Annotated in this window: 13 protein-coding genes, 2 tRNA genes and 2 pseudogenes; 5 read left to right on the plus strand and 12 right to left on the minus strand. The window is 71.0% G+C overall.

Annotation, left to right across the window (positions count from 1 at the left end; genetic code table 11):
- Window positions 1-87 precede the first annotated feature (87 nt).
- The 7 genes and pseudogenes from ACFY1J_RS42010 to ACFY1J_RS42040 all read right to left on the minus strand — a co-directional run.
- Complete coding sequence (locus ACFY1J_RS42010) at window positions 88-2,256, minus strand: ArnT family glycosyltransferase (protein WP_390712334.1); 2,169 nt, start codon at window positions 2,254-2,256, stop codon at window positions 88-90.
- Window positions 2,253-3,728, minus strand: coding sequence for a glycosyltransferase (locus ACFY1J_RS42015; protein ID WP_390712335.1), 1,476 nt, complete (start codon window positions 3,726-3,728; stop codon window positions 2,253-2,255). The genes ACFY1J_RS42010 and ACFY1J_RS42015 overlap by 4 nt, the downstream gene beginning before the upstream one ends.
- Before the next feature lie 14 nt (window positions 3,729-3,742).
- Complete coding sequence (locus tag ACFY1J_RS42020) at window positions 3,743-5,431, minus strand: sensor histidine kinase (RefSeq protein WP_390712336.1); 1,689 nt, start codon at window positions 5,429-5,431, stop codon at window positions 3,743-3,745.
- Window positions 5,428-6,168 carry a response regulator transcription factor gene (locus ACFY1J_RS42025; RefSeq protein ID WP_390712337.1) on the minus strand — a complete coding sequence of 247 codons (741 nt, stop codon included), beginning with the start codon at window positions 6,166-6,168 and terminating at the stop codon, window positions 5,428-5,430. Before ACFY1J_RS42025 ends, ACFY1J_RS42020 begins: the two co-directional genes overlap by 4 nt.
- Window positions 6,169-6,296: 128 nt before the next feature.
- Window positions 6,297-7,181 carry a DUF2797 domain-containing protein gene (locus ACFY1J_RS42030; RefSeq protein WP_390733056.1) on the minus strand — a complete coding sequence of 295 codons (885 nt, stop codon included), beginning with the start codon at window positions 7,179-7,181 and terminating at the stop codon, window positions 6,297-6,299.
- A 118-nt stretch (window positions 7,182-7,299) separates the two neighbouring features.
- Complete coding sequence (locus ACFY1J_RS42035) at window positions 7,300-8,313, minus strand: BRO family protein (RefSeq protein ID WP_390712339.1); 1,014 nt, start codon at window positions 8,311-8,313, stop codon at window positions 7,300-7,302.
- 132 nt (window positions 8,314-8,445) lie between these two features.
- A pseudogene (locus ACFY1J_RS42040) lies at window positions 8,446-8,739 on the minus strand (HGxxPAAW family protein); the annotation flags it as partial.
- Here ACFY1J_RS42040 and ACFY1J_RS42045 point away from each other — a divergent pair.
- Window positions 8,720-8,986: a hypothetical protein gene (locus ACFY1J_RS42045; protein ID WP_390733063.1), complete on the plus strand. Its 267-nt coding sequence runs from the start codon at window positions 8,720-8,722 to the stop codon at window positions 8,984-8,986. The pseudogene ACFY1J_RS42040 and the gene ACFY1J_RS42045 sit on opposite strands and share 20 nt — an antisense overlap.
- On the opposite strand, the gene ACFY1J_RS42050 is transcribed toward ACFY1J_RS42045, so the two are convergent.
- Complete coding sequence (locus ACFY1J_RS42050; RefSeq protein ID WP_390733057.1) at window positions 8,971-11,631, minus strand: amino acid permease; 2,661 nt, start codon at window positions 11,629-11,631, stop codon at window positions 8,971-8,973. The genes ACFY1J_RS42045 and ACFY1J_RS42050 overlap by 16 nt on opposite strands.
- Before the next feature lie 336 nt (window positions 11,632-11,967).
- The gene (locus ACFY1J_RS42055) at window positions 11,968-12,189 is read right to left on the minus strand and encodes a hypothetical protein (protein ID WP_363299549.1); all 222 of its coding nucleotides are present in this window, start codon (window positions 12,187-12,189) and stop codon (window positions 11,968-11,970) included.
- A gap of 217 nt (window positions 12,190-12,406) precedes the next feature.
- On the opposite strand from ACFY1J_RS42055, the gene ACFY1J_RS42060 reads away from it, so the two are divergent.
- The gene (locus tag ACFY1J_RS42060) at window positions 12,407-13,423 is read left to right on the plus strand and encodes a DNA-directed RNA polymerase subunit alpha (RefSeq protein WP_390712341.1); all 1,017 of its coding nucleotides are present in this window, start codon (window positions 12,407-12,409) and stop codon (window positions 13,421-13,423) included.
- Window positions 13,424-13,575: 152 nt separating this feature from the next.
- Here the strand turns inward: ACFY1J_RS42060 and ACFY1J_RS42065 are convergent.
- Both ACFY1J_RS42065 and ACFY1J_RS42070 read right to left on the minus strand, forming a co-directional pair.
- Window positions 13,576-13,648, minus strand: a tRNA-Arg gene (locus tag ACFY1J_RS42065).
- Between the two features lie 217 nt (window positions 13,649-13,865).
- Window positions 13,866-13,956, minus strand: a tRNA-Ser gene (locus ACFY1J_RS42070).
- A gap of 207 nt (window positions 13,957-14,163) precedes the next feature.
- Here ACFY1J_RS42070 and ACFY1J_RS42075 point away from each other — a divergent pair.
- The 3 genes from ACFY1J_RS42075 to ACFY1J_RS42085 all read left to right on the plus strand — a co-directional run bounded on the left by ACFY1J_RS42075 (window position 14,164) and on the right by ACFY1J_RS42085 (window position 19,522).
- On the plus strand, window positions 14,164-14,631 hold the full coding sequence (locus tag ACFY1J_RS42075) for an SSI family serine proteinase inhibitor (RefSeq protein WP_390733058.1): 468 nt from the start codon (window positions 14,164-14,166) through the stop codon (window positions 14,629-14,631).
- 252 nt (window positions 14,632-14,883) lie between these two features.
- Window positions 14,884-18,942, plus strand: a complete 4,059-nt coding sequence (locus ACFY1J_RS42080; protein ID WP_390733059.1) for a PAS domain-containing protein — start codon at window positions 14,884-14,886, stop codon at window positions 18,940-18,942.
- Window positions 18,943-19,027: 85 nt separating this feature from the next.
- Window positions 19,028-19,522, plus strand: coding sequence for a GNAT family N-acetyltransferase (locus ACFY1J_RS42085; protein ID WP_390712344.1), 495 nt, complete (start codon window positions 19,028-19,030; stop codon window positions 19,520-19,522).
- A gap of 33 nt (window positions 19,523-19,555) precedes the next feature.
- Here the strand turns inward: ACFY1J_RS42085 and ACFY1J_RS42090 are convergent.
- Window positions 19,556-20,365, minus strand: a pseudogene (locus ACFY1J_RS42090) (IS630 family transposase); the annotation flags it as partial.
- Window positions 20,366-20,462 lie beyond the last annotated feature (97 nt).

Here is a 20,462-nt window from a genome sequence, read left to right on the forward strand (position 1 = left end):
GCGGGCCCGAGCGGAACCCGAAGGGCGGGCGGCCGCAGCCACCCGCCCTTCTCCTGCCCGGCTCTGCCCGGCCCTGCCCGGCGATCGTCAGCTGCCGGTCTTCTGCGTGAGGTCATAGAACGTGGCCGAACCGACCGTCACCTTCTTGAAGTTGCTCTGCACCCACGAGGTGATCTGCGAGGACGTACCGCTGGACCTGCCGCCCATGCCACCGCCCATGCCACCGCCGGAGATGAAGTAGTGGATCTTGCCGTCCGCCACGTACTTCTTGAACTGGGCCGGCGTCGGGGACGGGTCGGTGCCGTTGAAGCCGCCGATCGCCATCACCGGCTCACCCGTGGCCAGCTGGTAGCTCGCGGCGTTCTGTGAGCCGATGGACGCGGCGACCCAGGTGTATTTCCCGGCGTCCGTCTCCAGCAGCTTCTTGGCCTCGGAGGAGACGCTCGCGCCGTTGAGCAGGCCGCCGACGCCACCTCCGCCGCCCATGCCGCCGCCTTCACCCGGCTGACCGCCACCGGGGAAGCCCTGGCCCTGCTGGCCCTGGATGGTCCCGTTGCCGTTCTGCCGGCCCTGCTGACCTTGCGGGTTCTGCCCCGGCATTCCGCCGCCGGGGAAGCCGTTCCCGTTCTGCCGGCCCTGCTGCCCCTGCTGGTTCTGGCCCGGCATGCCGCCGCCGAAGCCGCCGACACCGCCGCCCGTCCCACCGCCGGGACCGCCGCGGCCGCCGCCCATCGTGCTCGCGCCGGCCGGGCCGGCCGTGACGATGGAGCCGCTGTGGCCCTCCCGCAGCGTGCTGAGGGTGTACGCCGTAGGACCCGCCAGCGCGGCGACGAGACCGAGCGCGGCCGCACCGAGCGCCAGCCGACGCGACACGCGGCCCGCGAAGACGAGGCCCAGGGCGGCGGTCAGGCCGCCGATCAGGACCAGCCACTTCAGCCAGGGCAGATAGTCGGAGGTGCGGTTGAGCAGGACGTAGCCCCAGGCCGCGGCCGCGACGACCGACACGGCGAGGGTGATCGACGCCCACAGCTCGGCGCGCTTCTCCCACAGCAGTCCGGCACCCATGCCGATGACGGCCGCCAGGTAGGGGGCGAGGGCCACCGTGTAGTACTGGTGGAAGATGCCCGCCATGTAGCTGAAGACGACCATGGTCATCAGCAGCGAACCGCCCCAGACCAGGAACGAACCGCGGGTGACGGAGGTCCGCCGCAGCCTGCGCGTCGCCACCAGGCCCGCGACCAGCAGGATCAGCGCGGCCGGCAGCAGCCAGGAGATCTGGCCGCCGATCTCGGAGTTGAACATCCGGTCCCAGCCGGTCTCGCCCCACATGCTCGTGCCGTTGCCGCCACCGCCGCCGCCCACGCTGCCGGTCTCGTCGCCGTTGAGCCGGCCGAGGCCGTTGTAGCCGAAGGTCAGCTCCAGGAAGGAGTTGTTCTGCGAGCCGCCGATGTAGGGGCGGGAGGACGCCGGCCACAGTTCGACGATCGCGACCCACCAGCCGCCGGAGACGACCAGCGCGAGCGTGGCCAGGGCCAGCTGTCCGAAGCGCTTCTTCAGCTGCACCGGCGCGCACACCGCGTACACGATGGCCAGCGGCGGCAGGATCAGGAAGGCCTGCAGGGTCTTGGCGAGGAAGGCGAAGCCGATCGCGACACCCGCCCAGACCAGCCACTTCGTGCGGCCGTCCTCAAGGGCGCGGACGACCATGTAGCAGGCGACGGCCATCAGCAGCGCCAGCATCGCGTCCGGGTTGTTGAACCGGAACATCAGCGCCGCGACGGGGGTGAGCGCGAGCACGGCGCCCGCGATCAGGCCGGACGCGGGGCTGAACCGGCGGCGTACGGCCGCGTAGACGACGGCGACCGTGAGGACGCCCATGATGACCTCGGGGACCAGGATCGCCCAAGAGTTGAGACCGAAGATCCGCACCGACAGGGCCATCGGCCACAGCGAGGCCGGGGGCTTGTCGACGGTGATGGCGTTGCCCGCGTCCAGCGAGCCGAAGAAGAGCGCCTTCCAGGACTTGCTGCCCGCCTGGACGGCCGCCGAGTAGAAGGAGTTGGCGTAGCCGGAGGCGCTCAGGTTGTACAGGTAGAGCAGGAAGGTGGCGGCCAGCAGGCCGAGGAAGGCCGGGCGCACCCAGCGCGGGTCCTCGGGCCGGCCGCGCCACAGTCTCCGTACGAAGGGCTGCCGGGGTTCGCCGGACTCGGGTGCAGGGGCCGCGGGGTGGGTCGTCCGGTCGTACTGGATGGTCATCGGGCATCCCCCGGGTCGGTGTCGTGAGGGCGCACCGGCTGCAACCGCATGGTGGCGTCCCTCCAGTTGCCGTCCGCGGCTTCACCGGCGCGGAACTGGGTGGTCTGGTACGGCGTGTGCTGCGGCGGGCGCTGCGGGAGCGGCCTGCCGCCCGGCCGGTACGGAACCGTCGTCGCGTAGGTCGGCGAGGACGGGTTGTGCGCGGCCACGACCGTCGACACCTGGTCGGTGTCGCCGCGGTCCGGGAAGACCCACGCGCGGAAGAGCAGGAAGCGCAGCACCGTCGCCGCGAGGTTGGCGGCGATCAGCACCGCCAGTTCGGTGGCGTGCGCGGGGCTGCCGGTGGCCGCGTTCAGGGCGGCCAGCGAGCCGCTGGTGAGGGCGAGGCCGATGCCGAAGACGACCAGGCCCTGCGCCTGGTGCCGGACGGCTCCGCCGCGCCCGCGCACCCCGAAGGTCAGGCGCCGGTTGGCCGCGGTGTTCGCGACGGCCGAGACCAGCAGCGCGAGCGCGTTGGCGACCTGCGAGCCGGAGAACTGCCGGAAGCCGCTGTAGAGCAGGAGGTAGAAGAGCGTCGAGAGACCGCCGACGACACAGAATCCGACGAGCTGGCGGGCCAGCCCCTTGGGCACGTCCTTGATCTCGCGGTCGCGCGGGTCGTCGCCGAACGGGCGGGTGATCCGGTCCAGCGGCAGCGACCCCGTGGCCAGGGCCTTGCCCACCCGCCACACGCCCTTGAGGTCGTCGGTCGCCGTCTTCGCGATGTGCACGGTCGAGTCCGGGTCGTCGACCCAGTCGACGGGCACCTCGTGGATACGGAGCCCGGCCCGTTCGGCGAGGACCAGCATCTCGGTGTCGAAGAACCAGCCGGTGTCCTCGATCAGCGGCAGCAGCACCTGGGCGACATCACGCCGGATCGCCTTGAAGCCGCACTGCGCGTCCGAGAAGCGGGCCTGCAGCGAGCCGCGCAGGATCAGGTTGTACGAGCGGCTGATGAACTCCCGCTTGGCGCCGCGCACCACGCGCGAGCTGCGGGTCAGCCGGGAACCGATCGCCAGGTCCGAGTGACCCGAGATCAGCGGTGCCACCAGCGGCAGCAGTGCGTTGAGGTCGGTGGACAGATCGACGTCCATGTAGGCGAGGATCGGGGCGTCCGAGGCGGACCAGACGGTCCGCAGCGCACGCCCGCGGCCCTTCTGCTCCAGCCGGTACGACCTCACCTCGGCGATCTCCGCCGCCAGCCGCGCCGCCACCCGCGGGGTGGTGTCCGTGGACGCGTTGTCCGCGACGGTGATGCGGAACGCGTACGGGAAGGTGCGCTCGAGGTGCTCGTGCAGTCTGAGCACGCAGGGCCGGAGGTCCTTCTCCTCGTTGTAGACGGGGATCACTACGTCCAGGACAGGCGTACCGGCGTCGCCGGCCGGGAGGTGCTCCCGCGCCGGCAGGGTGCCGGGAGAAGAGTCGGTTCGCATGGGAACGACTCTGGTCACGTGCCCTGTTGCACCCATGTGGTGGCGCTGTGCTGTGCCTGTGAGTGCGACTGCCAGTTCGTTTCCGGGTCGGGCTGCGGCGGCACGGGGCCGAGCGCGGGCAGATGCACCGTGAACACGGTCCGCCCCGGGATGCTGTCGACGGTGACGGCACCGCCGTGCGCGGTCGCGACGGCCTGCACGATGGCGAGCCCCAGACCGGTGGACCCGGTGGACCGGGACCGCGCGGAGTCACCCCTGGCAAACCGCTCGAAGACGTGCGGCAGCAGCTCGGGCGGGATGCCCTGGCCGTTGTCCTCCACGTCGACGCACATCCACGGCCCGCGCCGCTGGACGCGTGCGGTGACCGTCGTACCGGGTGGGGTGTGTTTGCGGGCGTTGCCCAGCAGATTGACCAGCACCTGCTGGATGCGTGCCGCGTCCGCCGACACCAGCGCCGGTTCGTCGGGCAGGTCGAGCCGCCAGTTGTGGTCCATGCCGGCCGCGCGCGAGTCGCTGATGGTGTCCACGACCAGCGGAACGAGGTCGGTGTGCTCGAACTGGAGCGGCCGCCCGGCGTCCAGGCGCGCGAGCAGCAGCAGGTCCTCGACGAGCAGTGTCATCCGGCCCGCCTCGGACTCGATACGGCCCAGGGCGTGCCGGGTGTCGGGCCCGACCTGCTCGCGTCCGCGCCGGGTGAGTTCGGCGTACCCGCGGATGGAGGCGAGGGGGGTTCTGAGTTCATGGCTCGCGTCGGCGACGAACTGCCGCACCCGCATCTCGCTCTGCTGGCGGGCGTGCAGGGCGCCGTGCACATGGTCGAGCATCCGGTTGAGCGCGGCACCGACCTGCCCGACCTCGGTGTGCGGATCGGTCTCGGACTCCGGCACCCGCTCGCTGAGGTTCACCTCGCCGGTGTGCAGGGGGAGTTCGGAGACCCGGGTGGCGGTGGTGGCGACGCGGCGCAGGGGGCGGGTGGCCAGGCCGACGAGGACGTAACCGGCGATGACGGCGGCGCCCAGGCCTGCGGCGGTGACGCTGACCTCGACGAGGATCAGGGTGTTGATGGTGTTGTTGACCTCGGTGGTCGGCAGCGCGACGTAGTACGAGTCGCTGCCATCCTGGCTCGTGACGTACTGGACGCGGTACTCACCGAGGCCCGGGACGTCCACGGAGTGCGCCTCGCGGTCCCTCGCCACGGAGGCGATGGCCGCCTTCTGCGCGGCGTCGAGGTTGTCGGCGCGCATCTTCGTGAAGACGCCGTAGCTGTTGTTCTGCTGCTCGGAGACGGCAGCACTGACGATCTTGCCGTCTTCCACGTACGCGGCGATGGTCTTGGCCTGCGTCGGGGGCAGCTTGACGAACTTCGCGGCCTTGGCGCTCGCCGGCGTCTCGTCGTCCGCGCCGGGACGGGCGTCCGGGACGGTGCCCTGGTCGCCCGGCGGCTGCTTGCCGTCCATGCGGCCGCCGACCGCGCGCATGGCGACGTCGTGCACCTTGTCGTCCAGCTGGCCGTACAGGTGGTCGTGCAGAGCGAGCGTGGTCACGGTGCCGATCACCGCGCACACCACCGCGATCAGCACCACCGACGCGACGACGAGCCGCGTCCGCAGGCTCCGCGGCTGTCCCTTCCCCGCTCTCAGCTTCGTTCGAGCGGGGGGACCCCCATGTCTCTTCTGCGCACGCGGCCGTCGTTGCCCGCTCATACCGCTGCGGGCTTGATCAGATAGCCGGCCCCACGCCGGGTGTGGATCATCGGCTCCCGGCCTGCGTCGATCTTCCTGCGCAGATACGAGATGTAGAGCTCGACCACATTGGCCTGGCCGCCGAAGTCGTACGACCACACACGGTCGAGGATCTGCGCCTTGCTGAGCACGCGCCGCGGGTTGCGCATGAGAAAGCGCAGGAGTTCGAACTCGGTGGCGGTGAGGTGGATGTTCTCCCCGGCCCGCGACACCTCGTGGCTGTCCTCGTCCAGGGTGAGGTCGCCGACGACGAGCACGGAGTCGGACCGCCGGTCGGCGGCACCGGAGCGGCGGATGAGCCCGCGCAGCCGGGCCACGACCTCCTCCAGGCTGAACGGCTTGGTGACGTAGTCGTCGCCGCCGGCGGTGAGCCCGGCGATGCGGTCCTCCACCGCGTCCTTCGCGGTCAGGAAGAGGACGGGTACGTCGGGCAGCTCGCGCCGCAGGCGTCCCAGGACCGCGAGGCCGTCCATGTCGGGCAGCATCATGTCGAGGACGACGGCGTCGGGCCGGAACTCCCGGGCGGTCTGGACGGCACCGTGGCCGTCACCGGCGCTCCTGATCTGCCAGCCCTCGTAACGGAGGGCCATGGAAAGGAGTTCGGTGATCGACAGCTCGTCGTCCACCACAAGCACTCGGACGGGGCTCCCGTCCGGCCTCAGCAGTTCGGTGCGCCCCTGGGGCGAGGTCGTGGTCATGGGGACACCTTGTCCGGGTCCTCTGAGAACACGCTTTCCCTCATCTGTGTTTTCCCTGAGAAACACACAGGCGTTTCTCAGGCAACGCCTGGGAAACGCTTGCCGGGAGATCAGGAACGGTCGCGCCTTCAGAACAGCCCGTCCTGGACTCCCGCCGCCTCCTCCTTGAACTCCCTCAGGGGAACGGTGAATCCGTCGCCCGCGCCGGGGCCGGGGCACAGCTCCCAGCCGGTCATCAGCCGTGTGTCGAGGACGACGACCCCGCGCGCCCCGGCCGCGATGTGCAGGTCGGGCCCGGCGGCCGCGACCAGTTCACCGCTCACGGTGCCGCCCGGGACCAGTTCGACGACCTCGCCGAAGGCGGTGGGCAGCCGCTGGAGCCCGAACACGCCCACGTGGTCGACCGGTTGGCACGGCTCGCGGGAGAGCGACTCGGGCCAGCCGCCGAGTGCGACGGCACGCTCGTACAACTCCTCGATCTCAGCGGTCCGTTCGGCCTCCGTCGCGGGCAGCGCGGACCGTACGGCTCGCTTCTCGGCGTAGGGGATCCGGTCGGGCACGCCGAGCGCGGCGCGCAGCAGTTCCTCCGTCCGGCGCGCGGCCATGAGCGGCCCGGCGCCGAGCCAGCTGAAACAGACGGCTCCCTGTTCGAGCAGGCGCGCGGACCCCCGCTCGACGGCGGTGATCCCGACCTTGACCATGCCGGGCCCGAACCAGGCCAGATACACGTGGTGCGGCCGCGGGTCGTCCGCGATGGTGTCGGCGGCCACGGAGTGCGCCCGGTCCAGCCGCGCGCACTGCTCACACCGCGCGCCGGTGCTCCGCCCCGACACCACCGCCCGCACGGGACAGGGGTGCCCGCGGGCACCCACACACGTCCGCACGCCCCCGTCCACGACCCCGAAGGCGACCCGCTTCCCCCGAGGCAGCGCGCTGTGCCGCCCCCCGTCCCACACCAGCACGGGACCGTCCCCCGACCACCGCAGTCCCGAGCATTTCCACACCTGTGCCATCACTCTTGAGGGTAGGCCTGGGCACTGACAACGGGGTCGGGCGGTGGAACGCGATACGGTACGCGAAGGCCCGAAGCCGCAACCTTTTTTTGCGACTTCGGGCCTGTCTCGTCACCGGCTACGGCAGTACATAGACCGGCGCACCGTCCGCGGCGCACCCGCTCTGCCGCATGCAGCCCCGCTTGAGCAGCATGCGCACGCAGTCGTGGACCCGGTCGAGTGTCAGCCCCGTACGGCTCGCGACGTCCTCCAGCCGGCAGCGGACCGGGCCCCGCACCAGCGAGGGAGCGAGATAGGCCGCCACCGCGTGCACATCGTCCGTGACGACCAGGTTCTTCGCCCGCCAGATGCCCAGCAGCTGCTGGGGCGACATGGCCGGGGCCTCCTCCGCCGGGGAGGCGGGCTGGAAGCGATCGGCGATGCGGTCCAGGGTGTCGGCGATGCGGTGGAGGGCACCGGCCATCGAGTCGTGAGCCCTGGCAATGGAGTCCTGCGCCCTGGCCATCGTGTCCTGGGCTTTGGCCATGGAGTCCTGGGCCCTGGCCATGGAGTCCTGGTGGCGGCACAACTCCGTCTGCCGGGCGAGCAACGCCTCGTCCGCCCGGATGTTCCGCTCTTCCAGACGGACGATCGCGTCGGCCACCTGCTCGGGCATGAGGTAGGCGGTGCCGCCGCTGGGCGCGGGCTGCACCGGGGCCGGTTCGAGGCTGTAGGAACCGTCGCGCTGGATGGTTGCGATGACCTCGGAGACCCAGGCTTTGAAGGGTTCGCACTCGGGCTTGGTGCAGCCGTTGACAAGCTGGATCAGCCCCTTGAGGTTGACCAGTTTCATCGACTTCTGCAGCCTGTGAGCTGCAAGTTTGCTCAAGGTGTCTGCTGTACAGACGCCTTGTGCAATCTCACGGAGAGTCCTCTGCCAGTTTGCAGAGACGTGCGCGTTCAACGCCTGACGGGTGTTTGCGTACCCCAGTTTTCCGGCCACGTCCGTCGCCGGAAACCAGTGCTCCCCGTCCGGCAGCGTCAGCCTCCGTACCCGCGCCCCCGTGGCCGCGAACACGAAGTCGTTGACGTCGATCGCGTCCTGCTTCCATTCCGCCGACTGTTCCGGCGGCGTGTCGTTGTGCTCGTACATCGAGCATCACCTCCACCACGGAAGCTAGGGATCTCCGTACACAACTCCCCTGCATAGAAGGTATGTTCACCTAAAAGGTGACAGAGGGATCGATTCTCCCCGGCTTCCCGCAGGTGTGCACGCCCCGCCGGATCAGCCCCCGGCCTCGGCCGAAACCGGCTCCGGTTCGCCACCGGTGGACGCGGGGCGTACGGCGGCGGTCGTTCGTCGGCCCCGACCCGCCAGTCGGCAGCCGACGCAGCCGGGATGACCCTCCCGTGCGCTCATGTCCCGTATCCGCATTCCCCACTCCGCCCTCGGGCGGCGTCCCGGCGGCTTGCCCCAGCCGGTGAGGTGGAGGTACCAGGTGACGAGGACACCGACGGCGACCGTCGCCAGGCCCCCGGCGATCAAGGGGACCGACACCATGGCCACCCCGGCTCCCGCCCCCTGTTTCGCCTACGTCCTGGAGGCCGGCGAGGACCTGCTCACCGCCGGTGACCTGGCGGCCCGCGCCCATGTCACCACCGGCGAGGCCGTCTACGCGTGCCACTACAAACGCCTCACGGCCCTGTTCGCCGACTACTCCGCCGAGGAGCTCGCCGTCCTCACCGACTGGTTCACCCGCGCGACCGAACTGGCCCACGCGTACCTGGAGAAGCTCAACCGGAACGACCCTCAGGAGGAGTGCTGACCGTCCGCGGACGGCAGCAGCTGCTCGGTCCAGATGATCTTTCCGGTGGCCGTGTAGCGCGTGCCCCACAGGTGGGTCAGCTGGGCGATGATGAACAGTCCCCGGCCGCCTTCGTCGTCGCTCGCGGCGTGCCGCAGGTTGGGGGTGGTGTGCCCGGTGTCCGAGACCTCGCAGATCAGCGTCCGGTCACGGATCAGCCGCACCTGGATCGGTCCGCCGACATAGCGGATCGCGTTGGTGGCCAGCTCGCTGACGACGAGCTCGGTGGTGAACGACAGCTCGTGCAGCCCCCAGTCGTCGAGCTGCTTGCTGACGGTGGTGCGCAGCGAGCCGACCGCGGCCGGGTCCGGGGCCACCTCCCACTGGGCGAACTGGTTCCGGTCGAGCATGCGGGTGCGGGCCAGGAGCAGCGTCGCGTCCTCGTCGACCGCTCCGGGCAGCAGGGTGGCCACCGCCTGGTCGCACAGTTCGTCCAGCGGCCGCCGGTGCTCGGCGAGGACGTGGGCGAGCTGTCGCAGCCCGGCGGCGGAGCTGTCGGCCGACTGCAGGAGGCCGTCCGTGAGGAGGGCGACGACGCTGCCCGGCGCGAGCCGCAGTTCGGTGCTCTCATAGGGCGGGCCGGCGACTCCCAGCGGGGGCCCGGGCGGCAGTTCCGGGGTGTCGGTGGCGCCCGTGCGCGCATCGACGACCACCAGCGGCAACGGGCCCGCCCGCGCCAGGCTGCACTGTCCCGAGACCGGGTCGTACACCGCGTACAGACAGGTCACCCCCCGGGCCTCGTCGGCATGCGACCGTGCGTGGACACGCGCGGGCCCGCGCTCGGGTCCACGCTCGGGTCCACGCTCGTGCGCGGTCTGCTCGACCAGGTCGTGCAGACGGGTCAGGACCTCGTCCGGGGCCAGGTCCAGCCGGGCCAGCACCCGTACCCCTGTGCGCAGCCGCCCCATGGCCGCGGCCGCGTGCAGCCCGTGGCCGAGGACGTCCCCGACGACCAGACCGATCCGGGTGCCCGACAGCGGGATGACGTCGAACCAGTCACCGCCCACGCCGGACCCGCTGTCGGCGGGCAGATAGCGTCCGGCCGACTCAAGGGCTGTCTGCGGCGGCAGACTGCGCGGAAGCAGGCTCCGCTGGAGTTTGAGGGCCGCGCTGTGCCCGCGGGTGACCAGGGGCATCAGCACGAAGCCGATCAGCAGCGCGCCGAGCCCCACGACCACGACCCCGCCCGTCGGTCCGATCAGCGGCAGGTCGACGGTGGTCGCGCCGTACCCGGGCGCCGCGTAGACGACGACGGCATAGACGAAGAGGAGGAGCATCATCAGCCCGCCCAGCCCCGGCAACACGCCCTTGAAGACCAGGTCCTTGGCGCTGCGGCCGAGGATGTTGCGGTAGTACCAGAGGCAGGCGAATCCGGTCAGCCCGTACTGGAAGGTGATCGCGAGGCCGACCGAGTCGATCGAGTCCACCAGGATGTCCTCGCTGAACGACGTCAGCAGGACCAGAAAGGCGATCGAGGCCGCGCCCATCGCGATGGTCGACCAGGTCGGGGTGAGGAATCTGCGGTGGACCCGGGCGAGGTGGGAGGGGAGGGCCTTGTGGACCGCCATGGAGAAGACGGTCCTGGCCAGGGGCAGGATGGTGGTCTGGGTGGAGGCCAACGCCGAGGTCAGCACCATCAGGATCAGCAGTCTCAGCAGGACGAGCCCCGCACTCTGGCTCCCGAACACGGCCTCGCCCAGTCCGGCGAGCACGTCGTCCCAGTTGCCGGGGTTGGCCAGCCCGATGCCCGAGGTGCCGACCCCCGCGAAGGCCTGCGCCGACGTGGACACCAGCGCGTACATGGCAAGGAGGATCACCGTGGACATGACCGCGGCGCGCCCGGGGATGCGCGTGCTGTCCATGGTTTCCTCGTTGACCGAGACGGCGCTGTCCCAGCCCCAGTAGATGAAGACGCCCGCGAGGATGCCCGAGGTCAGGGCCTTTGCCGAGGGCACCTCGAAGGGGTTGAACCAGGAGGCGGACACATGGATCGCCGTCGCGGGAGGGTCGGTGTAGACCCTGACCAGTGCGGCGATGGCGAACAGGGTCAGCATCACCACTTCCAGACACAGCAGCACGCGCTGGATCGCGGCCGAGAACTGGATGCCGACGTAACAGACCGCGGTCATCACGGCGATCCAGGCGATGCCCGCCACGGTGGTCCACAGCCGGCTCTCCGCCAGGCCCACCAGGCCCACCAGCCGGAAGCCGTAGGCACCGGCGAGCACGGCGAGGTTCGCCATGACGATGATGTTGGCGACGATGAGGCCCCAGCCGCCCATCCAGCCGGTGCGCGGACCGAAGGCGCGCGTGGCCCAGGTGAAGGTGGTGCCGCAGTCGGCGTTGCCCGCGTTGAGCTCCCGGAAGGCATACGCGATCAGCAACATCGGGACGAAGGCCAGCATGGTGACGATCGGGGCCTGCGGTCCGACCGCGGCCACGATGATGCCGAGCGTGGCGGCGATGCTGTACGCCGGGGCGGTGGAGGCCAGGCCGATGACGACCGAGGAGAACATGCCCAGCGCGTTGTTCTTGAGCCCTTTCCGGCCGGACCCCGTGCCTGGGGCGGGGCGGTCTGCGGACGCGGCGTCGCCGAAGAGCCTCACACTCGATTCCAACCCCGCGCCTCACCCGCCCGCAACAGCAGCGGACAGCCGCACCCTTCGCCGCGTCACACCCGCGTGGCGCTGGAGCTAAGCCGCCTCGGGTCGCGCGGCAGGCATGCCCGGGGCGGGCTCTTGCTCCTCCTCGAGCAGGAGGGTCATGTCTTCCCCGAAGTCCGGGGCCTGGAAGGGGTTTGTCGCCGGAGGCGGTGATGCCGCGGTGGCGCAGCGGGGTTGCCCTTCCAGGGCGGAGAACAGCGACGTCGTGTCGATGGAGAGGTCTCGCTTTCATTACAGGTCCCTGAAGGGGCCTGGCGTGCCGTGACGGGCACAGCGGTCCTATAGCTTGGTCATCTTTGCGTACGGGCTCAAGATCCGCATTTGCGACGAGCCGAAATCCACGAGCGCCGCGATTCCGTCCTCGATGCCGATCACCCGGCCGAGGCCGTACATGTCGTGTGTGACCTGGTCGCCCACGGCGAAGTGCTTGGGAGCCGGGGTGACCGGGGCCTTGAAGGGGCTGGTGGGCAAGTGACGCTTCGGTGCAGCAGGCTTTGTCATTGCCCCCCAGTATGCGCCAACGAACCGCACTGGTGGCTGACTCCCGGGGCAGAAGTGGTTGACCGTTGGACTTCGCTCCATCAAGCGCTTGACCCTCCGACCGACCACAGACGGGCGAGGTCGGGCGGTTCGCCCTCGTCGGCGGCCGAACCGCCCGTACCCTTCGTGGTGTCTACGGCGTCACATAGCGGGCGCCAAACACTGGAGGCAATACCTCGTGCTGATTGCTCAGCGTCCCTCGTTGACCGAAGAGGTCGTCGACGAGTTCCGCTCCCGGTTCGTGATCGAGCCGCTGGAGCCGGGCTTCGGCTACACCCTCGGCAACTCCCTTCGCCGCACCCTTCTGTCGTCGATCCCCGGTGCGGCTGTCACCAGCATCCGCATCGACGGTGTCCTGCACGAATTCACCACCGTGCCGGGCGTCAAGGAGGACGTCACCGACCTGATCCTCAACATCAAGCAGCTGGTCGTCTCCTCGGAGCACGACGAGCCGGTCGTGATGTACCTGCGCAAGCAGGGTCCGGGTCTGGTCACCGCCGCCGACATCGCGCCCCCGGCCGGTGTCGAGGTGCACAACCCCGACCTGGTCCTCGCCACGCTCAACGGCAAGGGCAAGCTGGAGATGGAGCTGACGGTCGAGCGCGGCCGCGGTTATGTCTCCGCCGTGCAGAACAAACAGCTGGGCCAGGAGATCGGCCGAGTCCCGGTCGACTCGATCTACTCGCCGGTGCTGAAGGTCACGTACAAGGTCGAAGCGACCCGTGTCGAGCAGCGCACCGACTTCGACAAGCTGATCGTCGACGTCGAGACCAAGCAGGCGATGCGGCCGCGTGACGCCATGGCGTCGGCCGGCAAGACCCTGGTCGAGCTGTTCGGTCTCGCCCGCGAGCTGAACATCGACGCCGAGGGCATCGACATGGGCCCGTCCCCGACGGACGCCGCCCTTGCCGCCGACATGGCGCTGCCGATCGAGGAGCTGGAGCTCACGGTCCGCTCCTACAACTGCCTCAAGCGTGAGGGCGTCCACTCGGTGGGTGAGCTACTGGCGCGCTCCGAGGCCGACCTCCTCGACATTCGCAACTTCGGTGCGAAGTCGATCGACGAGGTCAAGGCGAAGCTGGCCGGCATGGGCCTGGCCCTGAAGGACAGCCCGCCCGGATTCGACCCCACCGCCGCCGCCTTCGACGCGGACGACAACGGGGGCACGGGTTTCATGGAGACCGAGCAGTACTGAACACTGCGCCGGGTCGCGGGCGCGGCGGGACGAGATGGTCACCCAGCTCGTCCGGCTCGCCCGCTCGACAAGCGGCCCAAGGCCTGAATGTTGGTGCCGTACACCCCTCAAACGCAAGAGGCCCCGGATCTCTCCGGGGCCTCTTGCCTGTGCGCACTCGGCAGGATTCGAACCTGCAACCTTCTGATCCGTAGTCAGATGCTCTATCCGTTAAGCTACGAGTGCCTGTTTTTTGTTTTCTTGCCTTCGCTCCCGGCCCTTCCGGCCCGCTCGCGGCGACAGGAAGAACATTACATGACTGCCGCCGCCATGTGAAATCCATTAGCCGCACCCCTTGTGACCTGCGGAAACTCCAGAAACGCCAGGACCGGCCGGGGACGCCGGGAACGCCGGGAACGCCGAAGCCCCGGTCCACAGGGACCGGGGCTTCGGTGATCGAGCGCGGAGGCGGAGGGATTTGAACCCTCGATGGGCTTTAAGGCCCAAACCGCATTAGCAGTGCGGCGCCATAGACCGGACTAGGCGACGCCTCCAGCACAACCTCCCACGCGAGCGCGTGAGTGGCGCGTGCAGATGATGACACAGTCGAGCGTGCTGTCACCAATCGCCCCCCACGGTACTAGGCACTCGGGCCACAGGGCAAAGTCCTTCTCCCCGGCGGGGCGGGGGCGCAACGTCCGGGGGCCACGGGCGTTGATCAGGGCATGTTGCCGGTCTTCTCCCGAGCCGCCCTGGCGTCCATGACGTCCGCGGCCTCGGTCGCCTCCGTCGCCGTCGTCACCGCGCTCTGCGCCACCGCCACCGCCCCCGCCGTGGCCCTGCCCGCCGCGTCCGTCTCCGCGCCCCCGCCCGTTCGGGCCAAGGACCGGCCGGCCGGACCCGGCGACCGGCTGACCGTCACCGTCCGGCACGCGGGCGCCGGGCGGAACGGGACGTACGTGCTGTCCTGTCATCCTGCCGTCGGCAGCCACCCGAACGTGGGCGGCGCGTGCCGGGCCGTGGACCGGAACACCCGGTGGGGCCGCGAAGCCTTCGCGCCGGTGGCGCCGGGCAGCGTCTGCACGATGGTCTACGGCGGCCCGGCCACCGCCCATGTCACCGGGACCTGGGCCGGACGCCCGGTCGACGCGACGTACGACCGCAGCAACGGCTGCGAGATCGCGCGGTGGAACCAGATGGTGCCGCTCCTGCCGGACATCCGTTCGTAGGAGTCCCCCGGGGTTCACGATCGACAGTCATTTCATGGCGGAATCCCAGGTCCCGTAAAAGTCCCGCGAAGGTCTTACGCAGCCGGAGCACGTGGTCACACGTTCCCCCTCACTTCCTCGTGCGACCTCCCTCTCATCCGGCGCCGATAGCGCAATCGCTGCCCTTAGACTCCCTCGCGTGACACGTTGCGGGCCGGTTGGCAAGATGGCCCGAGCGGTCGGCAAGGTGCGGTAACAGGGAGGAAGCGTCTCGTGAGCAGCAGGCCATCCCGAGGCGCTGCTCGCCTCGCAGCCATACTCGACGCGCTTCCCGACGCGTTGGTACTGGTCAACGCCAATGGGACGGTCGTCAACGCGAACACGATCGCGCTGGAGGCGTTCGAGACTCCGGGTACGGCTCTGGTCGGGCGCGGGCTGCTGGATCTGCTGCCCCAGTTCGACTCCAAGCTGATCCCGGGCTCGATGAGGCGGCCGGACCACATGGACCCGCGCGGGCGGACCAAGCCGACGCGGATGATCGCCCGCCGGACCGACGGCACCGAGTTCCCGGTCGAGGTCACCAGCGCGAACCTGGAGAACGGGCAGCAGGCGTACGACGGTTACGGCTACACCGGCGACGAGCTGCTGATGCTCGTCGTGCGCGATCTGTCCGGGACCGTCGACACCGAGGCCGAGCTCGCCCGTTCGCAGCGGCAGACCGAGATGATCCTGCGGGCCGCGTCCGAGGGCGTCGTCGGCACGGACACCGACGGGCGGATCGTCCTCGTCAACCCGGCCGCCGCCCAGATACTGGGTTACCGGGCCGGTGAACTCGGCGGCAAGGAACTGCACACCCTCGTCCTGCACTCCCGCGCCGACGGCTCGCCCTTCCCGTACGAGGAGTCCCCGCTCGCCGACACCCTGCGCTCCGGACGCAAGCACCGGGTGCGCGGCCAGGTGCTGTACGCGAAGAGCGGCGACAAGGTGTCGGTCGACCTGACGACCGCGCCCGTACGCGACGGCGACCAGCTCGTCGGCGCCGTGATGACCTTCACCGACCGGCGGCCCTACGACACCCTGGCCGACGAGAAGGCCGCGCAGGAGAAGACGTACGCCGAGGAGCGGGAGCGGCTCTCCGAGGAGCACGCCTCCGACCTCACCGCGCTGCGCCAGAAGCACGTGGCCGAGCTCGACGGGCTGCGCGAGCAGCACGCGGAGGAGCTCGCGGCCGGCGAGGAGCGGTACGCCGCGCTCGGCGAGCGGGAGAAGGACCGGTACGAGGCCCTGGCCGGGCGGCACGAACAGCTGCTCACGCTGCTCGCGGGCTCACTGCGCGGACCGCTGGACGAGCTGCGCCGCGAGCTGGCCGCCCTCGCCGCGGACGACGCGGGACAGCTGTGGCCCGAGGCCAACCAGGTGCTCCACCACCTCTCCGCCGGCTATTCGCGCATCACCCAGCTCATCGACAACGTCCTCGGCTACCAGCGGCTGGACGCGGGCACGGAGGACATCACCCGTACGAAGGTGATGCTCGACGCCGTCGTCGCCGCCGGAGTCGAGGGGGCCGTCGACCTGATCGGGCCGGGGCGGGTGCAGTTCGCCGTGCACGCGCCGCCCATCGAGGCGGAGGTGGACCCGCGGCGGCTCGCCACCGCGCTCGCGCATCTCGTCGCGGACGTGGCCGGTGTCGACGCGACCGGCAACGCGCCCGTGTCGGCGGGCGGTTACATGGACAACACGGTCGTCGTGGCGGCCGCGCAGCGCGGCGAGGTCGTACGCATCGAGGTGCGCGGGCCGTACGCCGGGGGAGACCCGGTGCACGAGCCGATCGTGCGCGGGATCGTGCGGGCGCACGGTGGTGTGCTGCAGACGCACGAGGTGCCGGGCATGAGCGGCAGCGCGTATGTCCTTGAGGTGCCGCTCGGGGGCGGCGCCGGGGCCGTCGCGGCTCCGGCGCCCGCCGTGGCGGCTCCCGCCGTGGCGGCTGCCGAGGAAGGTGGCTCCGAGGCGGGCGCCCCGGCCGGGCAGACCTCCGGCGGAGGCCGGCGGCGGGCCCGGCGGAACTCCGTGGACGCCTTCCTGGAGAGCGAGGTCCCGGGCCGGTCCGGCACCGCCGAGGCGGATGCGCCCGCGCCGACCGGGCGGCGCAGGAGGCGTGCGGCCGAGGAGCAGGTCGCGGCCGAGGCCACGGAGGCCTCCGGCGGCACCGGGCGACGGCGCGGCAGGCCCGCCGATGACGCCGCCGGTGGCCAGGGCGAGGACGTGGCCGAGGGTGCCGTCGTGACGGCGGCCGAGCACGCGGCGGGAACGGCCGCCGTGGGCAGCGGGCTCGGCGGGACCGTACCGCCGCAGGGCGTGCCCGTGCCCAGCGGACGGCGTGCCCGGCGCGACGCCGGGGAGGCGCAGGCCGCCCTGCCGCCCGCGCTGCCCGCGCCCTCCGCCGCCCCGGAGGCCGCAGCGGAGCCCGTCCCGGCCGACGGTGCCCAGCCCAGCGGGCGCCGCCGTCGGGCCCTGGCCGCCGCGGCGGAGCGTGCCGCCGCGCAGGAGGCGGGGGCCCGTACGGTCTTCGCGCTGCCGCCGGCCGAGGCCGACCGTTCGCCCGGGTCCGAGCCCACGCCCGTGCCCGTCGCCGAGGGCGCGGACGGGCAGGTGCCCGCCCCGGTTCCGGCCCCGGTCCCGGTCCCGGCCCAGATGCAGGCTCCGGTGCCGGGCGAGGGCGCCCCGGTCGCCGTTCCGGGCGGTGCCCCCGGCGACAACGGGCGGCACGACGCCGTACCGCACGACCAGGCCGAGGACCACACGCCGCCCCAGCCGCACCCCACCACCGCGCCGACGGGCCGCCGCCGACGGGCCGTGGCCCAGCCGGCCGAGATGTCCGGGACGCCCGCGCAGGGCGTGCCCGCGCAGGGCACCGTCGGCCAGGCCCTGCCGCTCCCCGCGGAGGCGGGCGGCACACCGGCCGCCCCCGGTCAGACCCCCGCGGTGCCCGCGGCACCCGTGGCCCCCGCCGCCCAGGCGACCCCGGCCCCGGGCACACCGATCGGTGCCGCCGCCGTTCCTCCGAACGGCACCGACACCCCCGGCGCCGGCACTCCGCTCCCCCCGGCGCACCCCGCCGCGCAGCAGCGTGCCGCCCAGCCGTTGCCCGCCGAGGCGGCCGCACCCGTCGACCCGAACTCGACGCAGGGACGGGCGATCAGCGTGCGGACCCTGGGGCAGGGCGTGCCGTTCAGCCGGCAGGCGGCGCAGGTGCAGCAGCCCACGGCCACCCCGCCTCCGCAGACGCCGACCGGCTCCGGCCGCCGCCGCAAGCTGGGCACACCGCCCGACCCGGCCGCACGCCAGGAGCAGCGCCAGGAGCAGGGTGCCCGCCCGCACCCGCCGGCCGAGCAACCGCCCGCGCAGCCGTCCCTGGCCGGACAGTCCCTGGCCGGGCAGTCCCTGGCCGGGCAGTCCCGGCTCGTCCCGGCCACCACCGAGGGTGCCGGACGGTCGTACGCCATAGGCGCCCCGGACGAGAACGCCGCCGAGGGTCCCGAACCGCTGGACGGGCCGGGCGGCGCGATCGAGGTCGCCGACCCGCCGCGCCCTCAGCCGATGGACGACGAACTGCCGCCGGAGCCGCTGGACAACCCGCGCCGGCTGCTGGTGTGGCCCGCGCCGGACGTCACCACCCAGCAGGCGCTCAGCGACCGCGGCTACCGTCCCGTGATCGTGCACTCCCGCGAGGAGGTCGACGCGCAGATCGCCGCGTTCCCGGCCGCGCTGTTCGTCGACCCGCTGACCGGGCCGATCACGCGTACCGCGCTGCAGTCGCTGCGGCAGGCCGCCGTGGCTGCGGAGGTGCCGGTGCTGGTGACGGCCGGGCTCGGACAGGCGACGCGCGAGGCGGCGTACGGCGCCGATCCCGCCGTACTGCTGAAGGCGCTCGCCCCGCGGGACAGTGAGCAGCACCCGCCGCGGGTCCTGCTCATCGAGGAGCACGCGGAGATCGCGCTGGCGCTGACCTCGACGCTGGAGCGGCGCGGGATGCAGGTCGCGCGGGCGGCGAGCGATGCCGACGCGGTGACGCTGGCCGGGCAGCTCAGGCCGAACCTGGTCGTGATGGACCTGATGCAGGTGCACCGGCGCCAGGCCGGGATCGTGGACTGGCTGCGCACGAACGGGCAGCTCAACCGCACCCCGCTCGTCGTCTACACCGCCGCCGTCGACCAGGCCGACCTGCCGAGGCTGGCCTCCGGCGAGACGGTGCTGTTCCTCGCGGAGCGGTCGACCAGCGGCGAGGTGCAGAGCCGCATCGTCGACCTGCTGTCGAGGATCGGTACGAACTAGTGCCGCATCAGGCAATGTTCGCCCTGTCTTGAGTTGGCCTGTGCGCCTTGTGGTTTTGGCAGGCCGGGTGGAAGGCTCTTGACCTATGTCGATCTTGGTCAGGGCTGCCGAGCGGGACGACGTGCCCGCACTTGTCCGCCTGCGTCTCGCGAATGCTGAAAGGCATGTCCAACTCGATGCGGCCGTCTATCGCGTGCCCGACACCGAGGCCGTGCGAAGGCACTTCGAGGAGGTGCTTTCGGTCGAGTCCAAGGTAGTGATCCTCGTCGCCGAGGTGGTGGGTGAGGTGGTGGGCATGGTGGAGGTGGTCCTGCTGGCCGATCCCCCGGACCATCAGATTCTGGCTCCCTGCCGCGCGGCTGACATCCACACCGTCGTCCTGGATGGGCATCGCGGCGAGGGTGTTGGGTCGGCCTTGCTGATCGCGGCGGAGCAGGCCGCCGCGGAGCGCGGTGTCTCGATCATCTACGCCGGCATCTTCGCGCCGAACAAGGGAGCCGTCGGCTTCTACTCTTCGGCTGGCTTCAGGCCGCGCGGAACCTTGCTGAGCAAGGAACAGGTGGCGCCCTCAGCAAGTTGATGAGCCTGAGGCGGGAGAGCGGGTGACCAGCGGCTATGCAACGTTCGCCCGGGTCACGATGTCGCGGAGGCGTTCGTCTGCTGCGTGCTTGTTCCGCCAGATCATGTAGCGGCGGATCATGCTGCCCTGCTCCTTATGACTGGCGTGGTCGGTGCCGTTCAACGCGAAGTAGCGCAGGGCGGTGAACTGGGCCTCGATCCGGTTCAGCCAGGAGGAGTTGGTCGGCGTGTAGGCGAGCTCGACGTTGTTCGCCTCGGCCCAGTCGCCGACCCGGGTGTCCCTCTTCGTGGTCAGATGCGGGGAGAAGTTGTCGAGCACGATCGCGATCCGCATCTCCGGCGGGTAGAGGCTGCGCAGGTAACGGCAGAACTCCAGGAACTTCGTCCGGTTCTTCTTTTGCTTGATGTGGCCGTAGAGCTGGTCCTTGGCCAGGTCGTAGGCGGCGAACAGGTGCCGGACACCGTGCGGGCGGGTGTAGGTCGCCCGCCGTCGGGGCCGGGGCTCCCGGTCGGGGTCCTTATGCCGTCCTCCCCGCTCGGCCCACTGCCGTCCCGGGTGGGGCTGGAGGTTCAGCGGGCCGAACTCGTCCAGGCAAAACACGATGTCGGGCTCGTCTTCTTCAGGTATGACCTCGTTGTCGGCGATCGCGTACAGGTGCTCGACGCGGGCCTTCTTGGCCTCGTAGTCGGGATCGCGGGAGGTTTTCCAGGTCTTCACGCGTTGAAATGAGACGCCCTCCTCGCGGAGCAGGGCCCGAAGACCCTCGTGACTGATGTCGTCAACCACCCCCTCGGCGACCAGGAAGTCGGCTAGCTTGGCCAGGCTCCAGGTCGAAAACGGCAGGCGGGTCTGATGCAGGTTCGGGTGACAGGTGTGGTCACGCGGCCTGGAGGGCCGACGTGGTCATGACGGTCTCGAATTCGATGGGGGTCAGCCGGCC

The organism is Streptomyces sp. NPDC001406, from assembly GCF_042895285.1.
Lineage (GTDB): Bacteria > Actinomycetota > Actinomycetes > Streptomycetales > Streptomycetaceae > Streptomyces.